The sequence below is a fragment of the Devosia sp. A369 genome, from assembly GCF_054489345.1.
In genome coordinates this window covers 581,053-607,089 of sequence record NZ_JBTMWV010000001.1, presented here as the reverse complement: position 1 = coordinate 607,089, position 26,037 = coordinate 581,053, and the positions used below count along the sequence as shown (strand labels likewise).

At 63.8% G+C, this 26,037-nt stretch carries 23 protein-coding genes and 1 other RNA gene; 18 read left to right on the top strand and 6 right to left on the bottom strand.

Features of this window, described 5'->3' with window-relative positions; translation table 11 throughout:
- The first annotated feature begins 7 nt into the window (after nucleotides 1–7).
- Nucleotides 8–2,182 (top strand): FdhF/YdeP family oxidoreductase, encoded by a 2,175-nt coding sequence (locus tag ACX3OZ_RS03005; RefSeq protein ID WP_459103781.1) that lies wholly within the window; start codon nucleotides 8–10, stop codon nucleotides 2,180–2,182.
- Nucleotides 2,183–2,283: 101 nt separating this feature from the next.
- Here ACX3OZ_RS03005 and ACX3OZ_RS03000 read toward each other — a convergent pair whose 3' ends face one another.
- Nucleotides 2,284–4,518: an AI-2E family transporter gene (locus tag ACX3OZ_RS03000; protein WP_459103780.1), complete on the bottom strand. Its 2,235-nt coding sequence runs from the start codon at nucleotides 4,516–4,518 to the stop codon at nucleotides 2,284–2,286.
- 166 nt (nucleotides 4,519–4,684) lie between these two features.
- Here ACX3OZ_RS03000 and ettA point away from each other — a divergent pair, with 166 nt between their 5' ends.
- From ettA to ACX3OZ_RS02985, 3 genes are all read left to right on the top strand, one after another.
- On the top strand, nucleotides 4,685–6,340 hold the full coding sequence (gene ettA, locus ACX3OZ_RS02995; RefSeq protein ID WP_459094918.1) for an energy-dependent translational throttle protein EttA: 1,656 nt from the start codon (nucleotides 4,685–4,687) through the stop codon (nucleotides 6,338–6,340).
- 159 nt (nucleotides 6,341–6,499) lie between these two features.
- On the top strand, nucleotides 6,500–6,775 hold the full coding sequence (locus ACX3OZ_RS02990) for a hypothetical protein (RefSeq protein ID WP_459103779.1): 276 nt from the start codon (nucleotides 6,500–6,502) through the stop codon (nucleotides 6,773–6,775).
- 30 nt (nucleotides 6,776–6,805) lie between these two features.
- The gene (locus ACX3OZ_RS02985) at nucleotides 6,806–7,654 is read left to right on the top strand and encodes an alpha/beta fold hydrolase (protein WP_459094920.1); all 849 of its coding nucleotides are present in this window, start codon (nucleotides 6,806–6,808) and stop codon (nucleotides 7,652–7,654) included.
- A gap of 216 nt (nucleotides 7,655–7,870) precedes the next feature.
- Here the strand turns inward: ACX3OZ_RS02985 and ACX3OZ_RS02980 are convergent, their stop codons facing one another.
- Nucleotides 7,871–8,317, bottom strand: coding sequence for a host attachment protein (locus tag ACX3OZ_RS02980; RefSeq protein WP_459094921.1), 447 nt, complete (start codon nucleotides 8,315–8,317; stop codon nucleotides 7,871–7,873).
- Nucleotides 8,318–8,505: 188 nt separating this feature from the next.
- Here ACX3OZ_RS02980 and rarD point away from each other — a divergent pair, with 188 nt between their 5' ends.
- Both rarD and ACX3OZ_RS02970 read left to right on the top strand, forming a co-directional pair.
- Nucleotides 8,506–9,162, top strand: a complete 657-nt coding sequence (rarD, locus tag ACX3OZ_RS02975; RefSeq protein ID WP_459103778.1) for an EamA family transporter RarD — start codon at nucleotides 8,506–8,508, stop codon at nucleotides 9,160–9,162.
- Nucleotides 9,144–9,455, top strand: a complete 312-nt coding sequence (locus ACX3OZ_RS02970; protein ID WP_459103777.1) for a hypothetical protein — start codon at nucleotides 9,144–9,146, stop codon at nucleotides 9,453–9,455. The genes rarD and ACX3OZ_RS02970 overlap by 19 nt, the downstream gene beginning before the upstream one ends.
- Nucleotides 9,456–9,458: 3 nt before the next feature.
- Here the strand turns inward: ACX3OZ_RS02970 and ACX3OZ_RS02965 are convergent, their stop codons facing one another.
- The gene (locus tag ACX3OZ_RS02965; RefSeq protein WP_459094923.1) at nucleotides 9,459–10,352 is read right to left on the bottom strand and encodes a hydrogen peroxide-inducible genes activator; all 894 of its coding nucleotides are present in this window, start codon (nucleotides 10,350–10,352) and stop codon (nucleotides 9,459–9,461) included.
- Between the two features lie 104 nt (nucleotides 10,353–10,456).
- Here ACX3OZ_RS02965 and ACX3OZ_RS02960 point away from each other — a divergent pair, with 104 nt between their 5' ends.
- The 8 genes from ACX3OZ_RS02960 to rnpB all read left to right on the top strand — a co-directional run bounded on the left by ACX3OZ_RS02960 (nucleotide 10,457) and on the right by rnpB (nucleotide 18,217).
- Nucleotides 10,457–11,956 (top strand): catalase, encoded by a 1,500-nt coding sequence (locus tag ACX3OZ_RS02960; protein ID WP_459103776.1) that lies wholly within the window; start codon nucleotides 10,457–10,459, stop codon nucleotides 11,954–11,956.
- Nucleotides 11,957–12,048: 92 nt separating this feature from the next.
- Nucleotides 12,049–12,432, top strand: a complete 384-nt coding sequence (locus ACX3OZ_RS02955) for a type II toxin-antitoxin system PemK/MazF family toxin (RefSeq protein WP_459094925.1) — start codon at nucleotides 12,049–12,051, stop codon at nucleotides 12,430–12,432.
- Between the two features lie 209 nt (nucleotides 12,433–12,641).
- Nucleotides 12,642–13,769, top strand: a complete 1,128-nt coding sequence (locus ACX3OZ_RS02950; RefSeq protein WP_459094926.1) for a DUF2336 domain-containing protein — start codon at nucleotides 12,642–12,644, stop codon at nucleotides 13,767–13,769.
- Between the two features lie 192 nt (nucleotides 13,770–13,961).
- Complete coding sequence (locus tag ACX3OZ_RS02945) at nucleotides 13,962–14,891, top strand: ArsR/SmtB family transcription factor (RefSeq protein ID WP_459094927.1); 930 nt, start codon at nucleotides 13,962–13,964, stop codon at nucleotides 14,889–14,891.
- An 11-nt stretch (nucleotides 14,892–14,902) separates the two neighbouring features.
- The gene (gene metF, locus ACX3OZ_RS02940) at nucleotides 14,903–15,796 is read left to right on the top strand and encodes a methylenetetrahydrofolate reductase [NAD(P)H] (protein ID WP_459094928.1); all 894 of its coding nucleotides are present in this window, start codon (nucleotides 14,903–14,905) and stop codon (nucleotides 15,794–15,796) included.
- Nucleotides 15,797–16,163: 367 nt separating this feature from the next.
- Nucleotides 16,164–16,901, top strand: coding sequence for a hypothetical protein (locus ACX3OZ_RS02935; protein WP_459094929.1), 738 nt, complete (start codon nucleotides 16,164–16,166; stop codon nucleotides 16,899–16,901).
- 148 nt (nucleotides 16,902–17,049) lie between these two features.
- Nucleotides 17,050–17,772, top strand: a complete 723-nt coding sequence (locus tag ACX3OZ_RS02930) for a TerB family tellurite resistance protein (RefSeq protein WP_459094930.1) — start codon at nucleotides 17,050–17,052, stop codon at nucleotides 17,770–17,772.
- A 52-nt stretch (nucleotides 17,773–17,824) separates the two neighbouring features.
- An RNA gene (rnpB, locus tag ACX3OZ_RS02925) (RNase P RNA component class A) lies at nucleotides 17,825–18,217 on the top strand.
- Between the two features lie 20 nt (nucleotides 18,218–18,237).
- Here the strand turns inward: rnpB and ACX3OZ_RS02920 are convergent.
- The 3 genes from ACX3OZ_RS02920 to ACX3OZ_RS02910 are packed head-to-tail and all read right to left on the bottom strand — an operon-like array spanning nucleotide 18,238 to nucleotide 21,214.
- Nucleotides 18,238–19,275, bottom strand: a complete 1,038-nt coding sequence (locus ACX3OZ_RS02920; RefSeq protein ID WP_459095461.1) for a sensor histidine kinase — start codon at nucleotides 19,273–19,275, stop codon at nucleotides 18,238–18,240.
- 2 nt (nucleotides 19,276–19,277) lie between these two features.
- Nucleotides 19,278–19,724 carry a response regulator gene (locus ACX3OZ_RS02915; RefSeq protein ID WP_459094931.1) on the bottom strand — a complete coding sequence of 149 codons (447 nt, stop codon included), beginning with the start codon at nucleotides 19,722–19,724 and terminating at the stop codon, nucleotides 19,278–19,280.
- Nucleotides 19,721–21,214, bottom strand: coding sequence for a sensor histidine kinase (locus tag ACX3OZ_RS02910; protein WP_459103775.1), 1,494 nt, complete (start codon nucleotides 21,212–21,214; stop codon nucleotides 19,721–19,723). The genes ACX3OZ_RS02915 and ACX3OZ_RS02910 overlap by 4 nt, the downstream gene beginning before the upstream one ends.
- A 217-nt stretch (nucleotides 21,215–21,431) precedes the next feature.
- Here ACX3OZ_RS02910 and rsmH point away from each other — a divergent pair, with 217 nt between their 5' ends.
- From rsmH to ACX3OZ_RS02890, 4 genes are read left to right on the top strand one after another with little or no spacing between them, the layout of a single operon-like run.
- Nucleotides 21,432–22,433, top strand: coding sequence for a 16S rRNA (cytosine(1402)-N(4))-methyltransferase RsmH (rsmH, locus tag ACX3OZ_RS02905; protein WP_459094933.1), 1,002 nt, complete (start codon nucleotides 21,432–21,434; stop codon nucleotides 22,431–22,433).
- Nucleotides 22,430–22,813, top strand: coding sequence for a hypothetical protein (locus ACX3OZ_RS02900; protein WP_459094934.1), 384 nt, complete (start codon nucleotides 22,430–22,432; stop codon nucleotides 22,811–22,813). Before rsmH ends, ACX3OZ_RS02900 begins: the two co-directional genes overlap by 4 nt.
- Nucleotides 22,813–24,522 carry a peptidoglycan D,D-transpeptidase FtsI family protein gene (locus ACX3OZ_RS02895; protein WP_459094935.1) on the top strand — a complete coding sequence of 570 codons (1,710 nt, stop codon included), beginning with the start codon at nucleotides 22,813–22,815 and terminating at the stop codon, nucleotides 24,520–24,522. Before ACX3OZ_RS02900 ends, ACX3OZ_RS02895 begins: the two co-directional genes overlap by 1 nt.
- A 24-nt stretch (nucleotides 24,523–24,546) precedes the next feature.
- Complete coding sequence (locus tag ACX3OZ_RS02890; protein ID WP_459103774.1) at nucleotides 24,547–25,989, top strand: UDP-N-acetylmuramoyl-L-alanyl-D-glutamate--2,6-diaminopimelate ligase; 1,443 nt, start codon at nucleotides 24,547–24,549, stop codon at nucleotides 25,987–25,989.
- The last annotated feature ends 48 nt before the right edge of the window (nucleotides 25,990–26,037 follow it).

Below are 26,037 nucleotides of genomic sequence, written 5' to 3'. Positions count from 1 at the left end.
AGATCAATTGGCCGATACCAGCCACATCGTCGGGGGCGGACCCAAGAAGGTTCTCTATACCCTCGCCACCATTTCCCGCATGGGCGTGGGCAAGGCGGCCAAGGCGCTGACGGCCAAGAATACCTGCAAGGCCTGTGCCTATGGCATGGGCGGGCAGCGCGGCGGCATGACCAATGAACTCGATGAGTTTCCCTCGGTCTGCAACAAGAGCGTGCAGGCACAATCGACCGACATCCAGCCGGCGATTCCGCACGAGATTTTCGAGCATGAGCTGGCCGACCTGCAGGAACTGACCGGGCGCGAAATGGAGCATCTGGGGCGGCTGGGCACGCCATTGTTCAAGGCGGCGGGGGCGGACCGCTTTGCCCCGGTGGATTGGGATTTCGCCATTGCCCATGCGGTGAAGAAGCTGGCGGCCACGGCGCCGCGCCGCAGCTTTTTCTATTCGTCGGGGCGCTCGTCCAACGAGGCGGGCTTTATTTTCCAGCTGCTGGCGCGGGCCTATGGCACCAACAACGTCAATAACTGCTCGTATTATTGCCATCAGGCGACCAGCGAGGGGCTCGGCAGCACCATCGGCAAGGGCACGGCCGGCGTCGAGCTGGAGGATTTGACCGGGGCGGATCTGATCTTCGTCATCGGGGCCAATCCGTCGTCCAACCATCCGCGCTTCATCCACATGCTGAAGAATTGCCGCGACCGGGGCGGCGAAGTGATCGTGATCAACCCGGCCAAGGAGCCGGGACTGGTCAAGTTTGCCGTGCCCAAATCGCCCAGCTCGATGCTCAAGGGCGGCAGCGAAATCGCCTCGGACTATGTGCAGCCGCGCATCGGCTCGGATATTGCCCTGCTCAAGGGCATCGCCAAGGCGGTGCTGGAGCTGGGGTTTGCGGCGGATGAGTTTATCGCGGCGCACACCTCTGGCTTTGCCGCGTTCAAGGCCGATATCGCGGCGCTGAGCTGGGACGCGGTCACCGATGCCTGCGGGATTTCGCGCGACGAAATCGAGCATATTGCCCGTCGTTACGGGCAGGCCGAGCGGGTGGTGTTTGCCTGGGGCATGGGCATGACGCACCATATTCATGGCGTCGCCAATGTGGAGGCCATTGCCAATCTGGCGATGCTGCGCGGCATGGTCGGCAAGCGCTATGCCGGGCTGTTGCCGCTGCGCGGGCATTCCAATGTGCAGGGCATCGGCACCATCGGGGTCAAGCCGGTGCTGGCCAAGGATGTGCTGGCGAAGATGGAAGCCGAGTTCGGCGTCAAATTTCCCGAGGAAGTGGGTTTCGACACCATGGCCTGCCTCAAGGCGGCCGAGGCGGGGGAGATCGATAGCGCGGTGATCATGGGCGGCAATCTGTGGGGCGCAACGCCCGACACCGCTTTTGCCAGTCGCGCCATGGAAGCCATCGGCTTCAAGCTGTTCCTGACCACGACGCTGAATATGGGCCATGTGCACGGGCTGGGCGAGGGCGAGGTGCTGGTGCTGCCGGTGACGGCGCGCGACGAGGAATGGGAGCCGACGACCCAGGAATCGATGTTCAACTATGTGCGGCTCAGCGATGGCGGCATTCGGCGGCTGGAGAATGTGCGGCCGGAAAGCTGGATTCTGGGTGAAATCGGCCAGCGCCTGCTGCCGGACTCGCCGATCGAATTCAAGGCGTTCAGCGCGCATTCCAAGGTGCGCGAGGCGATTGCCGCGATTGTGCCGGGCATGGAAGAACTGGCTGATATCGACGTGGCCAAGCGCGAATTCCACATCAAGCACCGGCTGATGCACACGCCCGAATTCGGCACGCCGGACGGCAAAGCGCATTTCGTGGTGACGCCGCTGGCGCAATTGGCGCGCGAAAAGCTGCATCTGGCGACGGTGCGCAGCGAGGGCCAGTTCAACACCATCATCTATGAAGACAAGGATAGCTATCGCGGTGGCGCCGGGCGGCATGCGGTATTCCTCAATGGCGAGGACATGGCGGCGTTCGGGGTGAGCGAAGGGCAGGCGGTGACGCTGGCGTCGGACACCGGGCGGATGACGGCGATTGTGACGCAGTTCGACCTGCCGCGGGGTAGCGCCATGGCGTATTATCCGGAGGCCAATGTGCTGGTGGGGACCGAGGTCGATCCGCGCAGCAAGACGCCGGCGTTTAAGTCGGTGCCGGTGTGGATTGAGGCGGGGCTGTAGGCCCTCTCAATTACCCAACCCCTACCGCGCGTCACCCCGGCCTTGAGCCGGGGCCCATCTCCATATCATGCCAGCACCGCCATCTCAGGATGGGTCCCGGCTCAAGGCCGGGATGACGCCGTGGTTGTGGGGACGGCAGCGACCGGACTGGCCTCCTCCTCTCCACCGCCGAATTTCTGCACCAGATCGGCTGCTGCGGCGGCGAGGCGGGCGATTTCGGCTTCGGTGAAGGCGCGCGGTTCGTAGTCGAGCAGCACCAGGGCGCCGACGCAGGTGCCGTCGGGCAGGACCAGCGGGGCGCCGGCATAGAGGTCGATGCCATTGGTTTGCAGATAGACATTTTCGCCGACCAACGGGTGGGGGGCGGCGGAATGGACGATCAGCGGGGCGGCGGTTTCGGCGACGATGCTGGTCAGCTGGTAGGCGCCGTCATCCTCGATATGGCGCTCGTCATTGAGCAGGTTGATGGCGGCGACGGGAATGTCGAACTCATCGGCGATTTGCTGGATGGCCTGGCCGAGCGCGTCGTCGCCGCGACCGGCGCCGGCAAAGGGCTGCTTTTTGTTGCTGACCGCGCGGGTGGCGGCCTGCTGGCGCATCTGGCCGATGACGGTGCTTTCCACCGCGTCGTCGAGCGTGCGGAAGATGGCGTTGACATGCAGCGTATCCGGCGTTTCCTCGAGATTGAGGGCGGTGAGCGCGCAGACCAGGATGCGGATATCGGGCGCCATGCGGTTGATGCGGCGCGAGACATAGCGCACCTGGGCGCGGATATCCTCGCCCATGAACACCAGCGCGATCACCTCCACCCCCTCCAGATCGAGCCGGCCGATGGCTTCCTGGCGGATGGCCAAAGGCGGCAACACGCGGCTGGGCAGGTTTTCCTCGGCCAGATTCAGGGCGAGCAGAGTGGCAGCGCATTCGTCGATTTCGGTGCGGCCGCCGATCAGCAGGATCTTGCTCCGGTCGGGCCTGTCGATGTCGGCGATTTCGGCGATGATGGCGTCGAAGGATTGCACCAGCTGGCGGCGCTGTGGCAGGGCCTCAGGGCGATCGGACAGCTCGTTATTGGCTAGCGTCAATGCCGGCATCATCACCTCGCTCAGATAGCGATTGGTGTCGTGATCCTCGATAAAGTCCTCGCTCAGATCGATGGCGTCCTCGGCGTCGCCCTTGAGCATGCGCTGGTAGAGCCGTTCGGCGGGGGAGAGCACGGGTTCGCTGCCGAGCATGGTTTCGAGGAACTGGAATTGCGGCAGGTGACGGCCGATGACCACCAAGCACACCGTCATTGGCGTGGCGAGGATCAGCCCGACCGGGCCCCAGAGGGTGGCCCAGAACATGGCCGAGAGCAAGATGGCGATGGGGGAGACGCCGGTGCTGGAGCCATAGAGGCGCGGTTCGATGACATTGGCGGTGGTCAGGTCGAGCGCCAGAAACAGGCCGACCGACATCAAGAGCATGCTCCAGCCGGGATCGACGGCGAAGGCCAGCAGGAAGGGCACGGTGGCGATGATCAGCGCGCCGACAAAGGGGATGTAGCGGAAGAGGATGATCAGCAGCCCCCAGAGCACGGCGCTGGGGACGCCGATGAGCCACAGGCCGAGGCCGAAAATGATGCCATAGGTGACGTTGACTGCCAGCTGGATCAGCAGATAGCGGCCGACCCGGCGGCTGGCGTCGGCGATGGCGATATTGGTCTTGGAGTAGCGGCCGGCGCTGACCAGCCGAATGAAGCGCTCCTGCAGATCGCCCCGGCCCAGCAGCAGGAAAATCAGGAAGACGGCGACGATAGCGACGGTGGCCACCGGACCGATGATCGAGCCGAGCAGGGAGCTGACAATGCCGAGCGGGCCGATTTCGTTGGAAATGGTGACCGGCAAGGGTGCGCCGGCGCGGCGCGGTTCGTCGGCGCTGGTGCCGGACAGCCGGGCGCTGAGCTCGCCGAGGGTATTGCTGATTTGTTCGAGGAAGCCGCCACCGCCGAACTGGGCCTGCAGCGCGGCGATCTTGGTCGAGATGGTTTCCTGATAGCCGGGCAGTTCCTGCGCCAGCTTGATCACCTGATTGCCGGCGATGTAGGCAAAGCTGCCAAGCAGGCCAAGCGCCAGCACCACGGCCAGGATCACCGCCAGCGCATCGGGCAGATGCAGGCGGCGATTGAACCAGGTGACCAATGGGGCCAGGGCAAAGGCGAGCAGAATGGCCAGCACCAGCGGCACCAGAATGCCGGCGCCCAGATAGAGTAGGGCGGCCATCAGGGCGAAGGTGGCGATGCCTTGAAAAATCGCCGTATTCGGCCGCTCGTCCGGATGCTGCAGATGATGTTCAGACACAGGCCATTTCCCCCAATGAGCCTGCTCAATGCCGGCGGGAGGGAAACGTTCCGCGTTCCGGGCAGCAGGGAGGGGTGATGCGGCGCGCTACCCGTTGCCCAGTGCGTCGGCTTGCCTTACATAGACGGCCAAATCTCCCAACACTGCGAAGAGGGTCAGCAAGCCTATGGCTCGCCAGTTCATCTACCACATGCACGGAATGTCCAAATCCTATGCCGGCGGCAAAAAGGTGCTGGATAATATCCATCTCAGTTTCTACCCCGACGCCAAGATCGGCGTGCTGGGTCCCAACGGCTCGGGTAAGTCGACGCTGCTCAAGATCATGGCCGGCGTCGATACCGAGTTCCAGGGCGAAGCCTGGGCCGAAAAGGGCGCCAAGGTCGGCTATCTGTCGCAGGAGCCCGAGCTGGACCCGGCGCTGAACGTGCTCGGCAACGTCATGGTTGGCGTCAAGGAAAAGAAGGCCGTCATCGATCGTTACAACGAGCTGATGATGGACTATTCCGACGAGACCGCCGACGAGGCCAGCAAGCTGCAGGACCAGATCGACGCGGAAAATCTGTGGGATCTCGAATCGCAGGTCGAAGTGGCGATGGAAGCGCTGGGTTGCCCGCCGGGCGATGCCGACGTGACCAAGCTGTCGGGTGGCGAACGCCGCCGCGTGGCGCTGTGCGCGCTGCTGTTGAGCAAGCCCGATCTGCTGCTGCTTGACGAGCCGACCAACCATCTCGACGCCGAAACCACTGCGTGGCTGGAACGCCATCTGCGTGAGTTCGCCGGCGCCGTGCTGATCATCACCCACGATCGCTACTTCCTCGACAATGTCACCGGCTGGATTCTCGAGCTCGATCGTGGTCGCGGCGTTGCCTATGAAGGCAATTACTCGGCCTATCTCGGGGCCAAGGCCAAGCGCTTTGCCCAGGAAAAGAGCGAGGACGCAGCACGCTCCAAGGTGCTCGAGCGCGAAAAGGAATGGATGGGCCAGAGCCCGCAGGCGCGCCAGACCAAGTCCCGCGCCCGTCTCAAAGCCTATGACGAACTGGTCAAGATCAACGAAGCGCGTACGCTGTCGCACACCGCGCAGATCATCATTCCGCCCGGCGAACGGCTTGGCCACAATGTGATCGACGTGGAAAATCTCTCCAAGTCGTTTGGCGATCGGCTGCTGATCGACAATTTGACCTTCAAGCTGCCCCCGGGCGGTATTGTGGGCATTATCGGGCCGAATGGCGCCGGCAAGACCACCTTGTTCAAGATGCTGACCGGGCAGGAACAGCCTGACTCGGGCACCGTCACCGTCGCCGAGAATGTGCATCTCGGTTACGTCGACCAGAGCCGCGATAGCCTCAACGCCAACAAGACCGTCTACGAGGAAATCTCGGAAGGCGATGAAGTGCTGATGCTGGGCAAGCGCGAAGTGAACGCGCGCGCCTATACCTCGTCGTTCAACTTCAAGGGCGGCGATCAGCAGCAGAAGGTGGGCAACCTCTCGGGTGGGCAGCGTAACCGCGTGCATCTGGCCAAGATGCTCAAGTCGGGCAGCAACGTGCTGCTGCTTGACGAGCCGACCAATGATCTGGACACCGAAACCCTCGCTGCGCTGGAAGAAGCGCTCGAGGAATTCGCCGGCTGCGCCGTGATCATCAGCCACGATCGCATGTTCCTCGACCGTCTGGCGACCCATATGCTGGCCTTTGAAGGCGACAGCCATGTGGAATGGTTCGAAGGCAACTTCGCCGACTATGAAGCCGACAAGATCCGCCGGCTTGGCGCCGACGCGGTCAATCCCAAGCGCGCCACCTACAAGCCGCTGACGCGCTAAGTTCTGCCGGGCGCTCCACTGCTGTGGAGCGCCCGTTTGCCTTGGAAACCATGCGCTCGCAGGGATGGTGCGGGCCTGGCAAAACTATGCGACATAATAGGCGATATGGTGGTGATTGCCGGGCGCCTGCGGGCAGGCCTCACGGGCTTTGGGGGTAAGATGAGACTTCTGACGGCGACCCTGATCTGGGGCGCAATGGTGACACTGGCAGCGGCCGAGCCAGCGCAGTGTACCGTCACCGGCTACGACACCTTTGATTGCGATGTGGTGCTGGATGGCGGGGGGCTGACTTTTGGCCTGCCGGACGGAAGTATATTTGCCTTCACGCTGGAACAGGACGGCGTGGGATCGGCTTTCATCGTGGCGGCCGATGCCAGCCCCGGCTGCTGGGCGCGCGACGAGGAATTCGCGTTCTGCGTGCTGGTCCAGCAATAGGACTGCGCACACACCACAGGGAGATTAGCCGTGGTGGGCGAAACATTTTCAGTTTCCGTCGGCAAGGCGAAACTCGCCGGCCGGCAACTCGGTGCCGGCGGCCTGCCGGTGGTGTTTCTGCATGCCGGGGTCTGCGACAAACGGATGTGGGACAGCCAGATGGACGTGGTGGCCGAAGCGGGCTGGCACGCCATCGCCTATGACCGGCGCGGCTATGGCGAGAGCGTCAGCGCCGACGAGGCGTTCAGCCATATCGACGATCTCGAAGCGGTGCTGCAGGCCTTCGATATTCATGCCGCCGTGCTGGTCGGCAGTTCGCTGGGCGGCGGGCTGGCGCTGGATTTCGCGCTGCGCCATCCGGGTCGGGTGATAGGGCTGGTGCTGATCGGCACCTCGGTCACCGGTGCGCCCTGGAGCGCCACCGAAGTCGAGCAAATGATCGAGGACGCCGAGGAAGATGCCTGGGAGCGCGGCGATGCCGATATGCTCAACCGGGTGCAGGCGCATGAATGGCTCGATGGGCCGCGCGCCAGCAGCGGCCGCGTTGGCGGCGCAGCGCGCGAGCTGTTCCTCGAGATGAATGCGCTGGCGCTTAATCAGCCCCGGCTGACTCAGGAAGAAGCCCCGCCCGATGCCTGGCGCCGGGTCAGCGCCGTTGGCGCGCCGACGCTGTTGCTGGTGGGCGACGAGGATTTCACCGCGCTGATCGACCGGCACGAGCATTTGTCGGAGGAAATGCCCAACACCTTCGCCGCCATGCTGGAAGGCGTGGCGCATATCCCCAGCATTGAGCGGCCGGAACTGGTCAACGCCATGCTGCTGGAATTCCTCGATGCCATCGAGGGGGATGATGAGGATGAGGGCGACGGCGACGAGTGAATGGGCACCCACCGTGATCGAGCCGGGTGGGGGTGCGAGAGCCCCGATATTGGGGCCAAACCACCCCCCACCCTTGATCCCTCCCCGCAAGGGGGAGGGTGTCGACTGGGCGTTTGTGGTTCCAGTTATTCCGAGATGTACCCACTTGCGCGATCTCAGGATGGGCCCCGGCTCAAGGCCGGGGTGACACCGTGGGTGGGGGAATTCCCAGCAAAGCTAAGCCGCCAGAATCCCGTCGAAATGCTGGTCCAGTTGGGCGGTGGGGGTGTTGGTCAGGTCCTTGTTCAGCTCGCCGACGATGGTTTTCTTGACGGTGGGAGAGATCGCCTTGCGCAGATCGCCCAGGGCGATGGGGGCGGCGGCGAGGATCAGGCGGTCGAAGGCGCCCTGCTGGTGCTGGCGGTCGAGCGTGGCGGCGACGGTTTTGAGGAATTCGGTTTCGCGATAGTCCACCGGGTCGGTGCGTGGCTCCATGGCGCTGCGGGCGCCGCCGGAGGAGCGGCCGCGGCCGGGCTTGTCGCTGACGATGTCCTGCGCCTGCAGCGGATCAATGGACCAATCCAGCCCGTCGACCTGTCGGAGTCCTTTGCCCGGGCCGGTATTTTCGACAATCCGCGCTTGCGCGCCGTTGGCGATGAGAACCCAGGTGACGATCTTCCGCATGATATGCTCCTGCTGGTGGTCGTGGTAAGGGCGGGCTCAGCGCTCGAGGCCTGCCGCGCCGACCTTTAGAAGGTTGGCCAAGACCATCAGCTTTGCAAGGCCCGCCGATCACAAACTCTGATTGGCCGACGCGCTCCGGCACTGCTATCAGAAGGCTTTCAGGCATCCGACCGGATGCGGAGTTTTTTATGTCCCTTCCCGAATCTGCCCCGGCGGCGATTACCCCGGAGGCGGCCGCGGCGCCATCCAGCGCGACCGCGCATGATGGCCGCAACGGCATTCTGGCGGCGCTGGCGACCTATACGATGTGGGGTTTCCTGCCACTGCTGTTCCGGCAAGTCGAAGCGGCCGGTTCGGTGCTGATCGTCGCCGAGCGGACCGTGTGGTCGCTGGTGCTGCTGACCGTCATCCTCGTCTTTTCCGGTGGCTTTGGCGACGTGCGGGAGCTGTTCAAGGACCGGCGGCGCGTGTTGGGCACGCTGCTGTCCTCGGTGCTGCTGGCGGGCAATTGGCTGCTTTATGTCTGGGCGGTAGAAACGGGGCAGGTGCTGGAAGCCAGCTTTGGCTATTTCATCAACCCGTTGGTCAATGTGCTGATGGGCATGCTGCTGCTGGGCGAGCGCCAAAACCGGCTGCAGACGATTTCCATCGGCATCGCGGCAGTGGCCATCGCCATTCAGGCCGTCGGGCTGGGCAATATTCCCTATATTTCGCTGGGATTGGCGCTGTCTTTCGGGTTTTACGGCTATATCCGCAAGACTGCCCATCTTGGGCCGGCCTCGGGCCTGTTTGCCGAGACGGCGCTACGCCATTGGCGGTGGGCTATGTGCTGTATAGCCTGGTGACCACCGGGCCGGGCATTCACGCCGATCCCTATCACATGACGCTGCTGGTGCTGACCGGGCCGGCCACGGCAATGCCGCTGCTGCTGTTCGCCCTGGCGGTGCGCCGCCTGCGGCTGACCACCATCGGCATGCTGCAATATATCGCCCCGTCGATCCAGTTTCTGCTGGCGATCTATCTGTTCGGCGAGCATCTCAACGCGATTCGGCTGTTCAGCTTCGGGCTGATCTGGGTGTCGCTGATGGTGTTCAGCTATGACAGCTTTCGCCGCCGCAAAGGGGCCGTCGCGGCTTAAAGCTCACAGCCGCCGCGTGGTGCGGATCAGTTCGGCCATGGTCTCAAAGATCTGGCCGAAGGGCGTCGCCTCGCGCCAGACCAGCGACAGCAGCCGCCCGGCGCCGGGCGAGATCAGGCTGTGGATGGCGATGCGCGGGTCGGTCGCTTCCTTGCGCAGGGCGATGGCTGGCAGCAGCGTCACCCCCTGACCATTGGCGACGAATTCGACAATGGTCGACAGCGAGGTGGCGGCAAAGGTGCGGCCGGACGTGTCGCTTTCCAGCCGGCAGGCGGCAATGGTCTGGTCGCGGAAACAGTGCCCCTCATCGAGCAGCAGAATGCGGTCGGGGTCGAGGCTGGCGAGCGAAACCGGGGTGGTGGTGGCCTCGTTGCGGCTGGTGGCCAGCACGAAGGCGTCGTCAAACAGGGGACGCTGCACCAGGCGCGGGCCACTGCCGGGCGGATCGGTGCCGATCAGGGCGACGTCGAGGCTGCCATCGGCAAGACCGGCGAGCAGCGCGTCGGTGCGGTTTTCGCTGACGATGAACGTCATGCCGGGCAGGCCCTGGGTGAGGGCGGGGAAAATATCGGGTAGCAGATAGGGCGCGACGGTGGGGATCAGGCCGAAGCGGATCGGGCGGGCCGGATGGCCGGCCTGGTGATAGGCGAAGGCGTTGAGGCTATCGGCCCGGTCCAGCACCTGGCGGGCGCGGGCGACGAATTCGGCGCCGAACGGGGTGAGCCGCGCCCCGGTGCGCAGCCGGTCAAATAGCGGGGTGCCGCAAAGCTCTTCGAGGCTCTGTATTTGCTGGCTCAGTGCCGGCTGGCTGATGCTGCAGGAGGCGGCGGCGCGACCGAAATGGCCGGTTTCGGCCACCGCCACGGCATAGCGCATCTGCTTAAGGGAAATTGTCATGATAGGCACAGCTTATCACAATGAGAGGATCAATCAATTTGCCTAATGGTGGTGTGTGAGGCACAACGGGAGATGAGTTTAGAATCGTTACAAGGAGCGCCGACATGAGCGACAAGATCAGAATGACCACAAGCGCTGGCGCGCCCGTGCCTGACAACCAGAATTCGGAATCGGCCGGTCCGCGCGGTCCGCTGCTGATGCAGGACTATCAGCTGATGGAAAAGCTGGCGCACCAGAATCGCGAGCGGATTCCTGAGCGCGCGGTGCATGCCAAGGGCTGGGGCGCGTTTGGTACGCTGACCATCACCAATGACATTTCCAAATACACCATCGCCAAGGTGTTTGGCGAAGTGGGCAAGCAGACCGATCTGCTGATCCGGTTTTCCACCGTGGCCGGCGAAGCCGGTGCGGCGGATGCCGAGCGCGACGTGCGCGGTTTCTCGCTGAAATTCTATACCGATGAGGGCAATTGGGACCTGGTGGGCAACAATACCCCGGTATTCTTCGTGCGCGATCCGCTGAAGTTCCCCGACTTCATCCACACCCAGAAGCGCCATCCCAAGACCAATCTGCGCTCGGCCACGGCGATGTGGGATTTCTGGAGCCAGAGCCCGGAAAGCCTGCATCAGCTGACCACGCTGTTCTCGGATCGCGGCCTGCCGGTGGCGCCGATGTTCATGAATGGCTATGGCAGCCACACCTATTCGTTCTGGAACCAGGACGGCGAGCGCTTCTGGGTGAAGTTCCACTTCAAGACCCAGCAGGGCCACAAGCATTACACCAATGCCGAAGCCGAAAAGATCATCGGCCAGAGTCGCGAGAGCTATCAGGAGCATCTGTTCGGCACCATCGACCGGGGCGAGTTCCCGCGCTGGACCATGAATGTGCAGATCATGCCCGAGAGCGACGCGGACCAGACGAGCTATAATCCGTTCGACCTGACCAAGGTGTGGCCGCATGCCGACTATCCGCTGATCGAGGTCGGCGTGGTCGAGCTGAACCGCAATGCCGAGAACTACTTCGCCGAAATCGAGCAGGCGGCGTTCTCGCCCTCCAACAAGGTGCCGGGCATCGGCTATTCGCCCGACAAGATGTTGCAGGCGCGGGTGTTCTCCTATGCCGACGCGCAGCGCTACCGCCTGGGCACGCATTACAACTCGATCCCGGTCAACCAGCCCAAGTCGCCGGTGCATCACTATCATCGCGGCGGGCAGATGAACGTCGATGGCGGTCTCAAGACCGGCAATCCGGACGTTTACTACGAGCCCAACAGCTTTGGTGGCCCGGTGGAAGACAAGTCGATCCAGGAGCCGCCGCTGCGTCTCAATGGCGATGCGGACCGCTACAATCACCGCGACGGCAATGATGATTACGGCCAGCCGCGCGCGCTGTGGGCGCTGTTCGATGACGCCCAGGAGGGCCGGTTGTACGACAATCTGGCCGCAGCAATGGCCGGGGTTCCGGATGCGATCATCGAGCGTCAATTGGCGCATTTCCACCTGATCCACCCGGATTACGCCGAAGGCATCCGCACGGCTCGCGCCGCGCTGTCCGCACAGGTCAAGGACAGCATTTCCACGCAGGAAAACGTCGCGGCTGAGTAAGGCTGTTTGGCAGACGATGGCGTGGGCGAAAGTCCACGCCAAGCCCCTTGCGGCAGAATTGATCCTCGGCGAGATTGTTGCTGGGGGCTATCATGATACAATTCACGCCAGAACGCAGGCAGATTTTACTCTGCGACTACAATATGGCCGGCGTAGATCCCGAGATGCGTAAGGTGCGGCGTGTGGTTGTTGTCTCTCCGCGATCCTATAATAGGGCGGGGCGATGTGTTGTTGTCCCATTTTCCGCTACGCAGCCGCGTTCGCTTGAGCCGTCTCATGTGCCATTCGCCGACGGTGTGTATCGGGCCCTGACGATCGCCACCTGGGCAATTTGCGATACTGTTTCCCACGTATCGTTCACGCGGCTGGACCGCGTAAAATCTGGGCAAACCTATCTGCGCGAGTTCTTGTCGCGGGATGATATGGCACGTGTCGAGCAAGGTCTTGGGCATGCCCTGGGGCTGGTCTTATCTTGAATTTGTGCCCGCATTGGACTATGTAGAGAACACATCCCGAAAGGGACCTGTGGGGCCCGTGTGAACTGGAAACAGTTCCCGGGCCCTAAACTTTGTCCACATCCCCTAAAATTTGAATCAAATCTCGCTGTTCGCCTTCAGGGCGTGCAAGACACTGACGGCGCATGTTCAGGCTCTAGAGTGACGGCAGAAGCCGGGAGTGCGTGAAAATGAGCGAACTTGACCAGGGCCAACGGGCGTTTTCGAGTTTCCGGGTGCTGAATGGCGAGGATAACCATTCCGAGCGCGAGCAATTGTTCCGCAACATGGCGCAGCTCTTCAGCTATGTGTCGGATCGCTGCGACGACGACCAGGTTGCCCAGTATGACGAAGTGCTGTGTCAATTGGCCGAACTGGTCGAGGTCGAAGCGCGGGCGCATGTCGCCCAGCTGCTGGCGCCGCTGGAGCGGGCGCCAGGCACGGTGGTGGTCATGCTGGCCAATGACACTATCGAAGTGGCAAGGCCGCTGCTCGAATTCTCCACCGTGCTCTCCGACGATGATCTGATCGACATCATCGGCCGCCAGAGCGAAGAGCATCGCATCGCCATTGCCGGACGGGCCAAGGTGCCCGAGCGGGTGGGCGAGGCGATTGTCGCGCATGGCGAGACTTCATCTGTGGTGCGCCTGGTTCGCAACAGCAGCGCCGAGTTCGACAAGGCAACGCTGGAAAAGCTGGTAGAGCGCGCCGCGCGGGACGCTGAAATCGCCGCCGATTTGCGCAACCGTCCCGAGATTGACTGGAAGTCGCTGCGCGGGGAAATCGACTCGGTGGCCAGCAAGGTGCTGGAAACGCTGGGCGAGGTAAATCGTGGCATCGATCCGGTGGCGGCCGGCAAGGTCAACGCCGTGGTGTATAACCGGATGCGCAACCGCGCCGGCTTCTCGGCCACCGAATGGAAGGTCGCCTACAATCAGGTGAAGGCCCTGAGCGACCGCAAGCAGCTCGACGACCGGGCGCTGGCCCGTTTCGCCCGCTTCGGCTACGGCCACCACGCCGCAGCCGCGCTCACCGTGATCCTGCGCGTCGGCCCCGAAGTGTTCGTCAAATGGCTTGCCGGCCAGGATTATGTGGCGATAACCGTGGCGCTGAAGGCGGCGGGCCTGGCCTCGGATCTGTTCGAGGCGATTGTGGCGACGTTGCCGTGGCGCGACCTGCCTAGCGAAGCCGACAAGGCCATGGTGGTGAGCCGCTTCGAAGCGATCGATACGGACGAAGCCATCGGCATTTTCGAGCTGTGGCGGGCGCATTCCTTCCGCAAGCGCGCCGTCAGCGAAGGCCGGACCGCGGTCGCTTAATCTTCGCGTTTGATTTGATGGCATGGAGGCCCCGCGAAAGTGGGGCCTTTTTGTTTTCAGCGGAAGGCGGGTGCGTTGCTCCCCTTGTATCCATCGCATAACCCGCACATCCCTCTGGACCTGCTCCTCAAAATCAATATAAAGATATCTTTATATCTCGTGAGGGAGTGGATGGCGGCTTTGGATGAATTGGTGAGCGTATTGAAGGCGGCGGGCGAGGGCACGCGGCTGCGCCTGCTGGCGCTGCTGGCGGATGGCGATCACTCGGTCAAGGACTTGACCGAAATCCTCAAGCAAAGCCAGCCCCGCGTGTCGCGCCATCTCAAGCTCCTGGCCGATGCCGGGCTGATCGAGCGCAATGCCGAGGGGGCCTGGGCCTATTACGGGCTGGCGCAGGAAGGCCATGGCGCGGCGCTGGCGAGCTGGCTGATTGCCCGCGTCGATTGCAATGATCCCGACCGCAGCCGCGATATCGAGCGGCAGCAGGCGGTGCGCGCCGGCCAGCAATCGCGGGCCACCGAATATTTCGCCAAGGTTGCCGGCAGCTGGGATTTGCAGCAGCGGCTGCATGTCCCCGAAGCGGCGGTGGAAGCCGCCGTGGTGGCGGCGCTGGATGGCCGCAAGGTCGAGACGCTGATCGATCTGGGCACCGGCACTGGCCGCATGCTGGAGGTGCTGTCCGACGCTTACAAGCGCGGTATCGGCATCGATGCGAGCCGCGAAATGCTGGCGGTGGCACGCTCGCGCCTGGCCAGTTCGGGCATCAGCCATGCCCAGGTTCGGCTCGGCGATATCGGCGATGTCGAACTCAATGCCGGGCCGGCGGATGTCATCGTCATCCATCAGGTGCTGCATTATTTCGACGACCCGGGCCGCATGCTGGCGCAGGCGCGACGCCTGCTCAAGCCCGGCGGGGAGATGATCATTGTCGATTTTGCCCCGCATGACCTCGAATTCCTGCGCAGCGAGCATGCCCACCGGCGGCTCGGCCTGTCGCAAACACAGATGAGCGGCTGGGCCGCTGCCGCCGGCCTTGAGGTTGCGGCGGTGCGCGAGTTTCCCAGCAATAACAGTGAACGCGGACTGACGGTTTGCCTGTGGCGCCTCAGCGACAAGACCTGAACGGAACGATTATGCTCGACGACAATCTTCGCGCCAGCCGGCTGACGGCAGACCAGCGCCCGGAGCTGCAGATTTCCTTTGAGTTCTTCCCGCCCAAGACCGACGTCATGGAAGAAAAATTCTGGGACAGCGTGCACAAGCTGGCGCCGTTGCGGCCGCGTTTCGTCTCGGTGACCTATGGCGCCGGTGGCTCCACCCGTGAGCGCACTCTGCGCATGGTCAGCCGCATCAAGGCCGATACCGGCGTCGATGCGGCGGCGCATCTGACCTGTGTCGGGGCCACGCGTGACGAGGTCGACGCGGTGGTGCGCGGCTATCAGGAGGCGGGTATCAACCGCATCGTCGCTTTGCGTGGCGATCCCCCGGAGGGGGTGGGCCAGCCCTTCACGCCGCATCCCGACGGCTATCAGAACGCCGCCGATCTTGTGGGCGGGCTGCGCCGTATTGGCGATTTCGATATTTCGGTGGCCGCCTATCCGGAAAAGCATCCGCAAAGCCCGGACTGGGCGACCGAGATCGACAATCTCAAGCGCAAGCTGGATGCCGGCGCCGACCGGGCTATCACCCAGATGTTCTTCTCCAATGGCGATTATCTGCGCTATCTCGAACGCGCCCGCGCTGCCGGGATCACCGCGCCGATCGTGCCGGGCATCCAGCCGATCCACAGCTTCAAGCAGATCGCCAATTTCGCCGGGCGCTGCGGCACGTCGATTCCAGCCTGGCTGGCCGAACGCTTTGACGGGCTGGATGACGAGCCGGAAACCCACGCGCTGGTGGCTTCGGCCGTGGCGGCCGAGCAGGTGACCGAATTGCTGGATGAGGGCGTCACGGAGTTCCATATCTACACCCATAACCGCTCGCCGCTGGCGCTGGCGCTGGGGCGAATCTTGGGCCGGCGGCCGTAGGGGTAGGGGGACACGCCACTCAGTAAGGCCGGTGCGTGTGACACCCCCACCCTTGATCCCTCCCCACAAGGGGGAGGGAGACGATGAGCACTGACACCGCAACCTGCGCCTCCCTCACCTCGATGGGGAGGGAATGAGGGTGGGGTGGGGCCAAACACGCCGATCCAGCCCACCAGCCTTTAACCATACGTTCACCATGATCTGGTGCCATCAGCGTCTGGTCTGTGGGTCGGGAAGCGGAACGGCGTCATTCAGCTTCGGTTCAGCTCGCAGGCCGCATTGCTGGGCTTTGACCGCCATTTCATAAAATGGCCACGAAAATCCGGCTCTTTCGCCCTGCGGGCGGAGCAAATCGGGACGTAGAACCATGAAGATCGACCGTCGCATCACCAATGGCCTGGCTTGGGCCGGGGTTCTTCTTGTTGTCGGCGTGCCGGCAGCGGATTTGCTGTCGGCGCAGTTCATGGGTGGGCCAGATCGTTCGGCGCCGCCCCAAATCGCGGTGATCGAGCCCGAAGCGCCGGTGCCGGCGCCGCTGGAGCAGCGCCCCGATGCGGAGGAAGCAGCATCCGTTGCGCCGGTGGTGATCCAGCCGGCGGCGCAGACAGGCGATGCGGTCGACAGCTTCGTGCAATCGGGTCGTCCGCTGCCCAGTTATATTACTGGTGCTGACGCGCCGGTTGCGACTGCGCCGGTCCAGCCCAGTGCGCCAGCGCCCAAGCCTGCGGTCGCTACCCCGGCAGCGCCACCAGTGGTCAATACCGACCCGGTGGAGGTCGCAGCCCTGCCGCCCAAGATCGCGCCGGTGCCGATGCCGCTATCGATGCGGCCCCGGCCGGTCGCGCCGCCGCTGGCCAACGCCCAGCCTGCCGTGGTCATTCCGCCCAGCGTCACGGCGCCGTCCGCGATCACCGCTGCCGACCTCGAAGACTGGGAAAGCGGCCCGCTTTCGGAGTTTCTGGCCCGGCGCCAGCAGCAGGGCAGCGCTCCCGTTGTGCAGCCCGATTATGATCCCAACGGCTTCTTCCTCGATCAGGCCCCCAACCAGCCGCGCAATCGCGTCATCGCCCGCGAAGTGGACCCGCCATTCTTCTTCGGCAACTGAGGCAAGGCCGCCCTGCGTCCTCGGTGATGGACCGGGCGGCGGCCAGCCGGTATCGTGGTGGTCTTAATCGGGCAGGGCGGCTGTTCGATTCCCTCCAACCGCGCGGCGGATAGACAAGTGCATGCGCCAGCCTAGCGAGACGACGGACATGTGGCAGAGACTCGGCGAGCTGGTCGGCTCGTTCAGCCAACGCACTGGCCTAGCGGGATCGCTGGTCAATGCCCTCGACCCCGACAATTGGTTGCCGGGTGGGCGCGATGCTGCCTTTACCCTGGCGCTGATCGCGCTGGCCGCCAAGATGGCGGTCGCCGATGGCGTGGTGACGGCGTCCGAAGAGCGCGCCTTCCGCGCCACGGTGGAAATCGCTGCAGGGCATGAAGAGCAGGTGGCCCGGGTGTTCAATCTCGCCAAGCAGGATGTGGCCGGCTACGACGCCTATGCCCGCAAGGTGACGCGGTTTTTCGCCGATAGCCCCGATACGCTGGAGCATGTGCTCGACAGCCTGTTCTACATCGCCACCGCCGATGGCATGGTGCATGAGGCCGAGCTGGAATATCTCAAATCGGTCAGCGACATTTTCGGTTTTGACGATGTGCGCTTCGAACAGTTGGCCAGCCAGCATGTGCGGCTAGAAGCTGGCGTCGACCCCTATGCCGTGCTGGGGCTGGCGCCCAATGCCGATCCTGCCGAAATCCGCCGGGTCTATCGCCTGCTGGTAGCCGAGCATCACCCCGACCGGCTGATCGCCAAGGGCGTGCCCGAAGCGCTGATCGATGTGGCGACCGACCGGATGAAGGCGATCAACCTGGCCTACCAGGCGCTGACCAAGCCGCCGCTTTTGCCGCAGCTGACTGCGAATCCCGTCGCATAACGCCCCGCGAACGGCTTGACGCCCAGAGCGCGCTCCCGCACAACAGCGCCTGCCAGTTGACCGGGTGACCGCTGGCAGTGGGGTAACCCATTGCTGGAGGAAAGTCCGGGCTCCTTCGAAACACGGTGCCGGTTAACGGCCGGCGGGGGCGACCCCAGGGAAAGTGCCACAGAAAGTAAACCGCCAGCCTTCGGGCAGGTAAGGGTGAAAGGGTGCGGTAAGAGCGCACCGGGTGCCTGGCAACAGGGATCGCACGGTAAACCCCACCGGGAGCAAGACCAAATAGGGATGACGCGGGGCTTTATGCCCCAGCTTGTTTTGAGGCCAGATCATCCGGGTTGGTTGCACTAGGCGTCTGGTAACAGGCGTTAGAGATGAATGGTCACCACGTCGCAGGCCTCGGCCTGGGGCCCTACAGAACCCGGCTTATAGGTCAACTGGCGTTTTCCTTTCGGGTGGTGGCCTTCACCCCAAAAATCGCACGACCACCCGTGTGCCGGGGGCGGCGGTTTCGTAGTCCACCGTGGCGCCCAGGCTTTGGGCCATGGCTTTGACGATGCGGCTGCCGAGGCCCGTGCCCTGCGGTTTTCCGGTGCCGTCCCAGCCGATGCCGTCATCGGCCACGATCAGTGCGATGGACTGGCCGTCACAGCGGGTCATGGTGATGCGGATGTCGCCGCGGCCAAGGCCGGCATAGGCGTATTTGATGGCGTTGGTGACCAGTTCGGTGACGATGACGCCGATGGAGGCCGCTTTTTCGGTGGCAATGGCGAGGTTATCGGCAGTCACCAGAATGCGGGCGTCGTTGCCGGTGGCGCGCATGGTGGCTTCCAGCTCGGCGCCGAGGCCATGCAGATAGTCGCCGATCTGCACCGAGCGGACGTCGTCGGTGGTGTAGAGGTGGCGATGCACGCCGGCGATGGCCTGGATGCGGGCCTGGGTCTCGGCCAAGGCGTTTTTCGCCTCTTCATTGGATACGGCATTGGCCTGCAGCCCGACCAGGGCGGCGACCATGGCCAGGCTATTGGCGACACGGTGGTTCACCTCGCCGAGCAGGATTTCGGCGCGCTCCCGCGCTTCACGAATCTCCTGCACCGCCTGCGCCTTGGCGCGGTTGAGCTGCATCACCTGGACGGCCTGCTCGACAGCGCTGCCCAGCAGCTCGCGGAAATCGTCATCGACGGTCTTGAGGACATAATCGTCGGCGCCGGCCTTGAGCGCGGCGATGGCGACATCGGTTTCGATGGTGCCGGTGACATAGACCACCGCCGGCCGGTCGGGCAGGCCGACCATCTGCGCTAGCACGTCGAGGCCGGTGCCGCCGGGCAGATAGTGGTCGAGCACCACGACGTCGATGCCGCCCTGCCGGATGCGGGCCAGGCCCTCGGCACCATCCACGGCGTGTTCGACGATGAAGTTACGTCGCTCCAGCGCCTTCTGCACCAATCGGGCGAGGCCGGTATCGTCATCGACATAAAGCACGCATGGCGACCGGCTGGGCATGGTCAATCGGATTCCGGCACTTGCATCACCGAGAAGAACAGGCCGAGCTGACGGATCGCATTGGCGAATCCGTCATAGTCAACCGGCTTGGTGATATAGACATTGGCGCCCAGATCGTAGCAGCGCTGGATTTCGCGCTGGTCGTCGGTGGTGGTCAGTACGACCACGGGTGAGCGCCGCGTGTGTTCGTTGCCCTTGACCTTTTCGAGGATGTCGACGCCGGTCATGTCGGGCAGGTTGAGGTCGAGCAGCACCAGCAGTTGGCGGCCCTTGTTGATGGCGCCGGTGCCGTCCGGGCCCATCAGATAGGCCAGCGCTTCGGTGCCATTGGTGAAGGCGACGATCTGGTTGGCCACCCCGGCGCGACGGATGTTTTTCTCGATAAGGCGGGCATGCCCCTCATCGTCCTCGATCATGATGATGGTGACCGGCTTGCCGTCATGGCTCATGTCGTTTGACTCCCGAGATAGAGGCGCAGATCGCGCGGCAGGGTGATGGTGAACGTGGTGCCAACGCCCGGTTGCGAGCGCAGGATGATGTCGCCCCCGAGGCTTCTTACCATGGTGCGCACATGGGCGAGGCCAATGCCTTCGCCCGGCTGGGTCTGGGTGCCGGCGCGGCGGAACAGCTCGAACACGCGTTCGTGGTCGGTGGCGGCGATGCCGCGACCATTGTCCTCGACCTCGATTTCGATGTGATTGCCGGGGGCGGGGCGGGCGCGCAGGGTCACCGCTAGCGGCCGGTCAGGCTGCTGATACTTGACCGCATTGTCGAGCAGATTGCCCAGCACCTGCTCGAGCGACAACCGGTCGGACATGATGCGCGGGGCCTTCACGTCGACAGTCACCGAGCCGCCATTCTCGACCACCTGATGTTGCACGCTGGCGACGGTGGTTTCGGCGATCTCGGTCAGGTCGAGGGTTTCGGGCTTCAGCCGGCGGCGGCCTTCGCGGGAAATCTTGAGGATGGCGTTGATCAGCCCGTCCATCTTGCGGGTGGCGGCGCGGATGAAGGTGATGGCCTCGGGCAGGTCCTCGGTCGCGGCGACCCTGGCCTCGGCGAATTTGGGATCGCCGTCATCGGGGCGGTCCTTCATATAGTCTTCGAGCTGGGCGACGCTGGTTTCCAGCTCGCTGGTGAAGCCCATGATATTGACCAGCGGGGCGCGCAGATCATGGGTCACGATATAGGCGAAGCGCTGGATTTCCTCATTGGCGCGGCCGAGATCGGCGGTGCGCTCGCGCACCCGGTCTTCGAGGCCGAGATTGGCCGCCTCGATTTCGGCGCGAGCACTGGCGAGCTCGCGCGTATAGACCATCACCGTCCAGGCCGAACCGCCGACCACGGTGAAGATGACGAAGGCGGCGATGACGGTGACCCAGCGCAGGGCGGTGGCGGTACTACGCTGGTCGGTCACGCCCTCGGTCAGCCGGTCGTCGGCGCCGCCGATCAGCGAATCGAACAACACCCGGGCGCGGTCCATGGCGGCCTTGCCGGCATTGGTGTCGACGATGGCGATGGCCTGCTCGGCCTGACCGGTGCGCACCAGCTCGATGGTGCGGGCCATTTCGTTCAGCTTGAAGTCGATATCGGTGCGCAGCTCGGCCAGCGAGTCAGTGACCTCGGGGTAGGGGGCCAGCATCGCCGTCAGACTGGCGTATTTGGTCTCGATCAGCGTCAGCGCTGCCGCGTAGGGCTCCAGATAGGCTTCGTCCTGCGTGATCAAGAAACCGCGCTGGCCAGTCTCGGCGTCCTGCAAGGCAGTGCGCAGATCCACCGCCGTGGCGCGTGTATCGCGGGCTTCGACAACTTCATCGAAGTAAACCTGGGTGCGTTCAACCAGCCAGATTGTAGTCCCGACAATGCCGACCAGCGCCAAAAGGCCGATCAACAACAGCATTACAGTGGACCGCACGAAGGCGTTGGTTGAAATGGGCAAGGCAGGCTCCAGCTGTGTCTCTGTTCATGGCGCAGAACCCGGACCCTCGCAATAGGCAATGGCCTTTCCCCGGTGATTTTGGACTGTAGCGTTGCTGGCGGGCGAAGATCGGTGTGCCAAACCGCTAATGGGAAACAGAATCTTAAGCGTCCTCATTCAAAGTGCTGGGGAATTTACCAACCGGCTTTCTCGGCCGGGATGTGGAGTAGTGGCCTCTATGGGCAAGCGTTCCATGCCCGAAACCAGCCCCAATGCTGGCCCGCATGTTCCCGTCCTGCTGGACGAAGTTTTAGCTGCGCTGTCGCCTTTGGCGGGCAAGCGCATTATCGACGGCACGTTTGGCGCGGGCGGCTATTCGCGTGCGCTGCTGGAAGCGGGCGCCAGTGTCATTGCCATTGACCGCGATCCGTCGGTCCAGCCGTTTGCCGATGCGCTGACTGCCGAGTTCGGCGAGCGCTTCGTCTTTGTCCCCGGCACGTTTTCCGCACTCGACAGCCTCGCCGCCGAGCATGGCTCGATCAATGGCGTTGTGCTCGATATCGGCGTCTCCTCTATGCAGCTCGATCAGGCCGAGCGCGGCTTTTCCTTCATGCGCGACGGGCCGCTCGACATGCGGATGAGTGGGGCCGGCCAGAGCGCCGCCGACCTGGTCAATACGCTGGATGTCGAGCCGCTGGCCAATCTGCTCTATGCCTTTGGCGAAGAGCGCAAATCGCGCCGCATTGCCCAGTTCATCGTCGCGGCGCGTGAAATCGCGCCGATCCAGACGACGCTGGAGCTGGCCCGCATCATCGAAAAATCCATCGGCCGCAAGCCGGGTGACGCCCATCCGGCGACCCGCTCGTTCCAGGCGCTGCGCATTGCCGTCAATGCCGAGTTCGATCAGCTGGTCGAAGCGCTGTTCGCCGCCGAGCGCCTGCTGGACGAGGGCGGGCGGCTGGTGGTGGTGACCTTCCATTCGCTGGAAGACCGCATCGTCAAACGCTTCTTTGATCCCGACAAATCCGGCCCGGCCCAGTCGCGGCATTTGCCGCAGGTGGTCTCCGAAGCGCGCCGCTGGGTCGAGGTGGCCAAGGCGGTCAAGGCCGGCGAAGCCGAAGTGAGCCGCAATCCGCGCGCCCGCTCGGCCATGCTGCGCGCTGCCAGCCGGTCCGACGCGGCGTCGCGTCCGGTCAAGTTCGACGGTCTTGGCGTGCCCCGGATCAGGGGTGAAGCATGATCCGCAATCTCAATATCATCCTGATTTTCACCAGCGTGTTCATGCTGTCCGGCGTCTATGCGCTCAAATTCTCCATCGAGAATACCGCCAGCGAACGCACGGCGCTGATTGCGCTGATCGATAGCCAGGAGGGCGAGCTGTCGCTGGTCAAGGCCGACGAGGCGGTGCTCAGCCAGCCGGGCCATATCGACCCGATCGTGCAGCGGCATCAACTGGCGCTGGCCATCGTGCCGGTCAAGCAGGAGCAGTTCGGCGCGTTTGACGCGCTGCCGATGCGCCCGGCCAAGCCGAACAGCGCCGCCATGGACTCCCTGTTTGAGTCGCTGGAAGCCGGTGTCGATCCGATCGACGCCATCCTCGAACTGGAGGGTATCGAATAATGGCGGCCACGACTGAGGGCAGCGGTTTTACCATCTCGCTCGACGGCGCCCGCAAGGCGCGCGGCAATCTCACCCAGGCCCGCATCCGCTGGATGGTGCTGGCGCTGGTGCTGGGCTTTGGCCTGGTCGGCGGCCGACTGGTGCAATTGGGCATGGTGGTGTCGGATTCCACCATTGAAGGGCAGGCGCGCGACGTCATCACCGCGACCCGCCCGCCGATTCTGGACCGTAACGGTCTCGAAATGGCCGTCGATATTCGCGTGCCGTCGCTGTTCGCCGAACCGCGTCGTATCATCGATGTCGAAGAGGCGGTGACCAAGCTGCGTACCGTGCTGCCCGACCTCAGCGAGGCGTGGCTGCGCACCCGGCTGACCGGCGACAAGGGCTTCGTCTGGGTGCAGCGCGAGCTGTCGCCGGCGATCCAGGAACGCATCATGCGGCTGGGTATTCCCGGCATCGACTTCATCACCGAATCCAAGCGCTTCTATCCGGGCATGAGCGAAGCCAGCCATATCCTGGGCTCGACCAATATCGACAATCAGGGCATTGCCGGCATCGAGCGGCATATGGATGGCGAAGACGTGGCGCTGCTGCAGGAGCTGGGGCTGGCGCGCGGCAATGCGCTGGCGCCGGTGGAGCTGAGCGTCGACATGCGCGTGCAGCACGTCATGCATGAGCAGATGCTGGATGCCATGACCCGCTACCAGGCGGTCGCTGCGGCTGGGGTGATGATGGACATCTATACCGGCGAGATCGTCGGCCTGGTGTCGGTGCCTGACTTCGACCCGAACGATCCCAAATCGGCGCTGGTCAAGGACAGCTTCAACCGCATCACCGCCGGCATTTTCGAGCCGGGCTCGATCTTCAAGACCGTGACCATGGCCGGCGCGCTCGATAGCGGCGCGGTGCGGATCAACGACCAGTTCGACGCGCGCTTCGGCATTCGCTTTGGCCGTTTCACCATCGACGATTTCCACGGCAAGCATCGCATTCTCAGCCTGCCGGAGGTGTATAAATACTCCTCCAATATCGGCACGATCCGCGTCATGCAGGCGATGGGCAAGGATAATTTCCGCGCCTTCCTCACCACCATGGGCTTCGATCAGCGCGTGCCGTTCGAGCTGCCGGAAATGCGCCTGCCGACGGTGCCCAAGGAATTGTCCGAAGTGGGCTCGGCCACGGCGTCGTTCGGCCACGGCCTGTCGGTGTCGCCACTGCACATGGTCACGGCCTATGCCGCCTTCGTTAATGGCGGCAACTATATCGCCCCCACGCTCTACAAGCGCGATGTGGCCGAGGCCGAAGCGCTATATCGGCGGGTGCTGCGGCCGGAGACCAGCGCGGATATCCGCTATCTGATGCGCCTCAACGCCCTGGAGGGTTCCGGCTCGCAGACCAACAAGGCGTCATTGGGCTACCGCGTTGGCGGCAAGACCGGCACGGCCGAAAAAGTGGTGGATGGGCGCTACTCGTCGAGCAAGGTCACCAATTTCTTCGCCTCGGCCTTCCCGATGGACAATCCGCGTTACGCCATGCTGATCATGGTCGATGAGCCCAAGGCGGAAAATCCGCAATCGGGCACCACGGCCGGCTGGAACGCGGGCAATGTCACCGGCCGCATTGTGCAGCGGGTTGCGCCAATGTTGGGAGTTGCCCCAGATTTCTCCGAAATGCTGGATACCAATCTCGTTCCACGTGTTCTCAGATAGCTTGATCCCGAAGGACTCCACCCCGTGTCACTCAGCGTAACACAGCTGCTCGAAGGCTCCGGCGCCCGGCCCAAGAAGGGTTTGGGGGCGGTTTTCGGGCTGAATTCCGACAGCCGCCGCATCGAACCCGGCGATATCTTCTTCGCGCTGCCGGGCGCCAATGTGCATGGCAACCAGTTCGTCCCCGACGCGGTGCGGCGTGGGGCGCTGGCGGTGATCAGCGATACTGCTCCGGTCGGCGATCCCGGCGTGCCGGTGATCATCGTCAAGGATGTGCGCGCCGCGTATGCACGCGCCGCCTCGCGCATTTTCGAGCCGCAGCCGGAAATCACCGTTGCCGTCACCGGCACCAATGGCAAGACCTCGGTCGCCTCCTTCGTGCGCCAGATCTGGGGCTATGCCGGCATTCCCGGCGGTAGTATCGGTACGCTGGGCGTCGAAACCGCCAACCGGTTGATCGAGGGTAGCCTGACCACCCCGGATTCGCGCACGCTGCACCAGTCGATGCGGGCGCTCAAAGCCCAGGGCATCGATCATGTGGCGCTGGAAGCCTCCAGCCATGGGCTCGATCAGCGCCGGCTCGACGGCATGCATTTTGAGGCGGTGGCCTTCACCAATCTCAGCCGCGACCATCTCGATTATCATGCCGATATGGATGCCTATCGCGATGCCAAGCTGCGGCTGTTCACCGATCTGCTGGTCGATAGCGGCCCGGCGGTGGTCAATGTCGATGATCCCGAATACGAGCCCTTCATGTTCGCGGCGCTCAGCGCCGGGGCCACATTGCTGACGGTGGGCCGCGAGGGCGCCTATATCGAAGTGCTGTCGATCCAGCCGGAAGGCTATGGCCAGCGCGTCGAAGTCCGCCATGTCGGCGAAAAGCTCAGCTTCCATCTGCCGCTGACCGGCGAGTTCCAGGTTTCCAATGCCATCGTCGCGGCGGCGCTGGCCATGTCGACCGGCGTCGACAAGGCACAGGCCTTTCCGGCGTTGAGCGAACTCAAGGGCGCCAAGGGCCGGCTGGAGCTGGTGGCCGAGCATAATGGCGCGGCGATCTTTGTCGACTATTCGCACACGCCCGACGCGCTGCGCACCGCGCTGGAGGCCCTGCGCCCCTATGCCACCAACACGCTACGGGTGGTGTTTGGCTGCGGCGGCGACCGCGACAAGGGTAAGCGCCCCCAAATGGGCGCCATCGCCAGCGAGCTGGCCGACGACGTCATCGTCACCGACGACAATCCACGCACCGAGGACGCCAAGACCATCCGCGCCGAAATTCTCGCGGCGGCCAAGGGCGCCCGCGAAATCGGCGACCGCAAGACGGCGATCGCCACGGCGGTCAAGGCGCTGCAGCCCGGCGATGTATTGCTGGTGGCCGGCAAGGGCCACGAGGATTACCAGATCGTCGGCACCACCAAGACGCATTTTTCCGACCACGAAGCGGTGGCCGCAGCGATCAAGGGGTAGGGCAGTGCGCGGTTGGCAGGCACCTTGCTGCACCTCTCCCTTTGGGGG

What these genes read in the sequence shown, in the direction of transcription:
- ettA (WP_459094918.1), top strand. Translation starts at nt 4,685, where the DNA reads ATGGCTCGCCAGTTCATCTACCACATGCACGGAATGTCCAAATCCTAT.
- ACX3OZ_RS02990 (WP_459103779.1), top strand. Translation starts at nt 6,500, where the DNA reads ATGAGACTTCTGACGGCGACCCTGATCTGGGGCGCAATGGTGACACTG.
- ACX3OZ_RS02980 (WP_459094921.1), bottom strand. Translation starts at nt 8,317, where the DNA reads ATGCGGAAGATCGTCACCTGGGTTCTCATCGCCAACGGCGCGCAAGCG.
- rarD (WP_459103778.1), top strand. Translation starts at nt 8,506, where the DNA reads ATGTCCCTTCCCGAATCTGCCCCGGCGGCGATTACCCCGGAGGCGGCC.
- ACX3OZ_RS02965 (WP_459094923.1), bottom strand. Translation starts at nt 10,352, where the DNA reads ATGACAATTTCCCTTAAGCAGATGCGCTATGCCGTGGCGGTGGCCGAA.
- ACX3OZ_RS02960 (WP_459103776.1), top strand. Translation starts at nt 10,457, where the DNA reads ATGAGCGACAAGATCAGAATGACCACAAGCGCTGGCGCGCCCGTGCCT.
- ACX3OZ_RS02955 (WP_459094925.1), top strand. Translation starts at nt 12,049, where the DNA reads ATGATACAATTCACGCCAGAACGCAGGCAGATTTTACTCTGCGACTAC.
- ACX3OZ_RS02950 (WP_459094926.1), top strand. Translation starts at nt 12,642, where the DNA reads ATGAGCGAACTTGACCAGGGCCAACGGGCGTTTTCGAGTTTCCGGGTG.
- metF (WP_459094928.1), top strand. Translation starts at nt 14,903, where the DNA reads ATGCTCGACGACAATCTTCGCGCCAGCCGGCTGACGGCAGACCAGCGC.
- ACX3OZ_RS02935 (WP_459094929.1), top strand. Translation starts at nt 16,164, where the DNA reads ATGAAGATCGACCGTCGCATCACCAATGGCCTGGCTTGGGCCGGGGTT.
- ACX3OZ_RS02930 (WP_459094930.1), top strand. Translation starts at nt 17,050, where the DNA reads ATGTGGCAGAGACTCGGCGAGCTGGTCGGCTCGTTCAGCCAACGCACT.
- ACX3OZ_RS02920 (WP_459095461.1), bottom strand. Translation starts at nt 19,275, where the DNA reads ATGCCCAGCCGGTCGCCATGCGTGCTTTATGTCGATGACGATACCGGC.
- ACX3OZ_RS02915 (WP_459094931.1), bottom strand. Translation starts at nt 19,724, where the DNA reads ATGAGCCATGACGGCAAGCCGGTCACCATCATCATGATCGAGGACGAT.
- rsmH (WP_459094933.1), top strand. Translation starts at nt 21,432, where the DNA reads ATGGGCAAGCGTTCCATGCCCGAAACCAGCCCCAATGCTGGCCCGCAT.
- ACX3OZ_RS02900 (WP_459094934.1), top strand. Translation starts at nt 22,430, where the DNA reads ATGATCCGCAATCTCAATATCATCCTGATTTTCACCAGCGTGTTCATG.
- ACX3OZ_RS02895 (WP_459094935.1), top strand. Translation starts at nt 22,813, where the DNA reads ATGGCGGCCACGACTGAGGGCAGCGGTTTTACCATCTCGCTCGACGGC.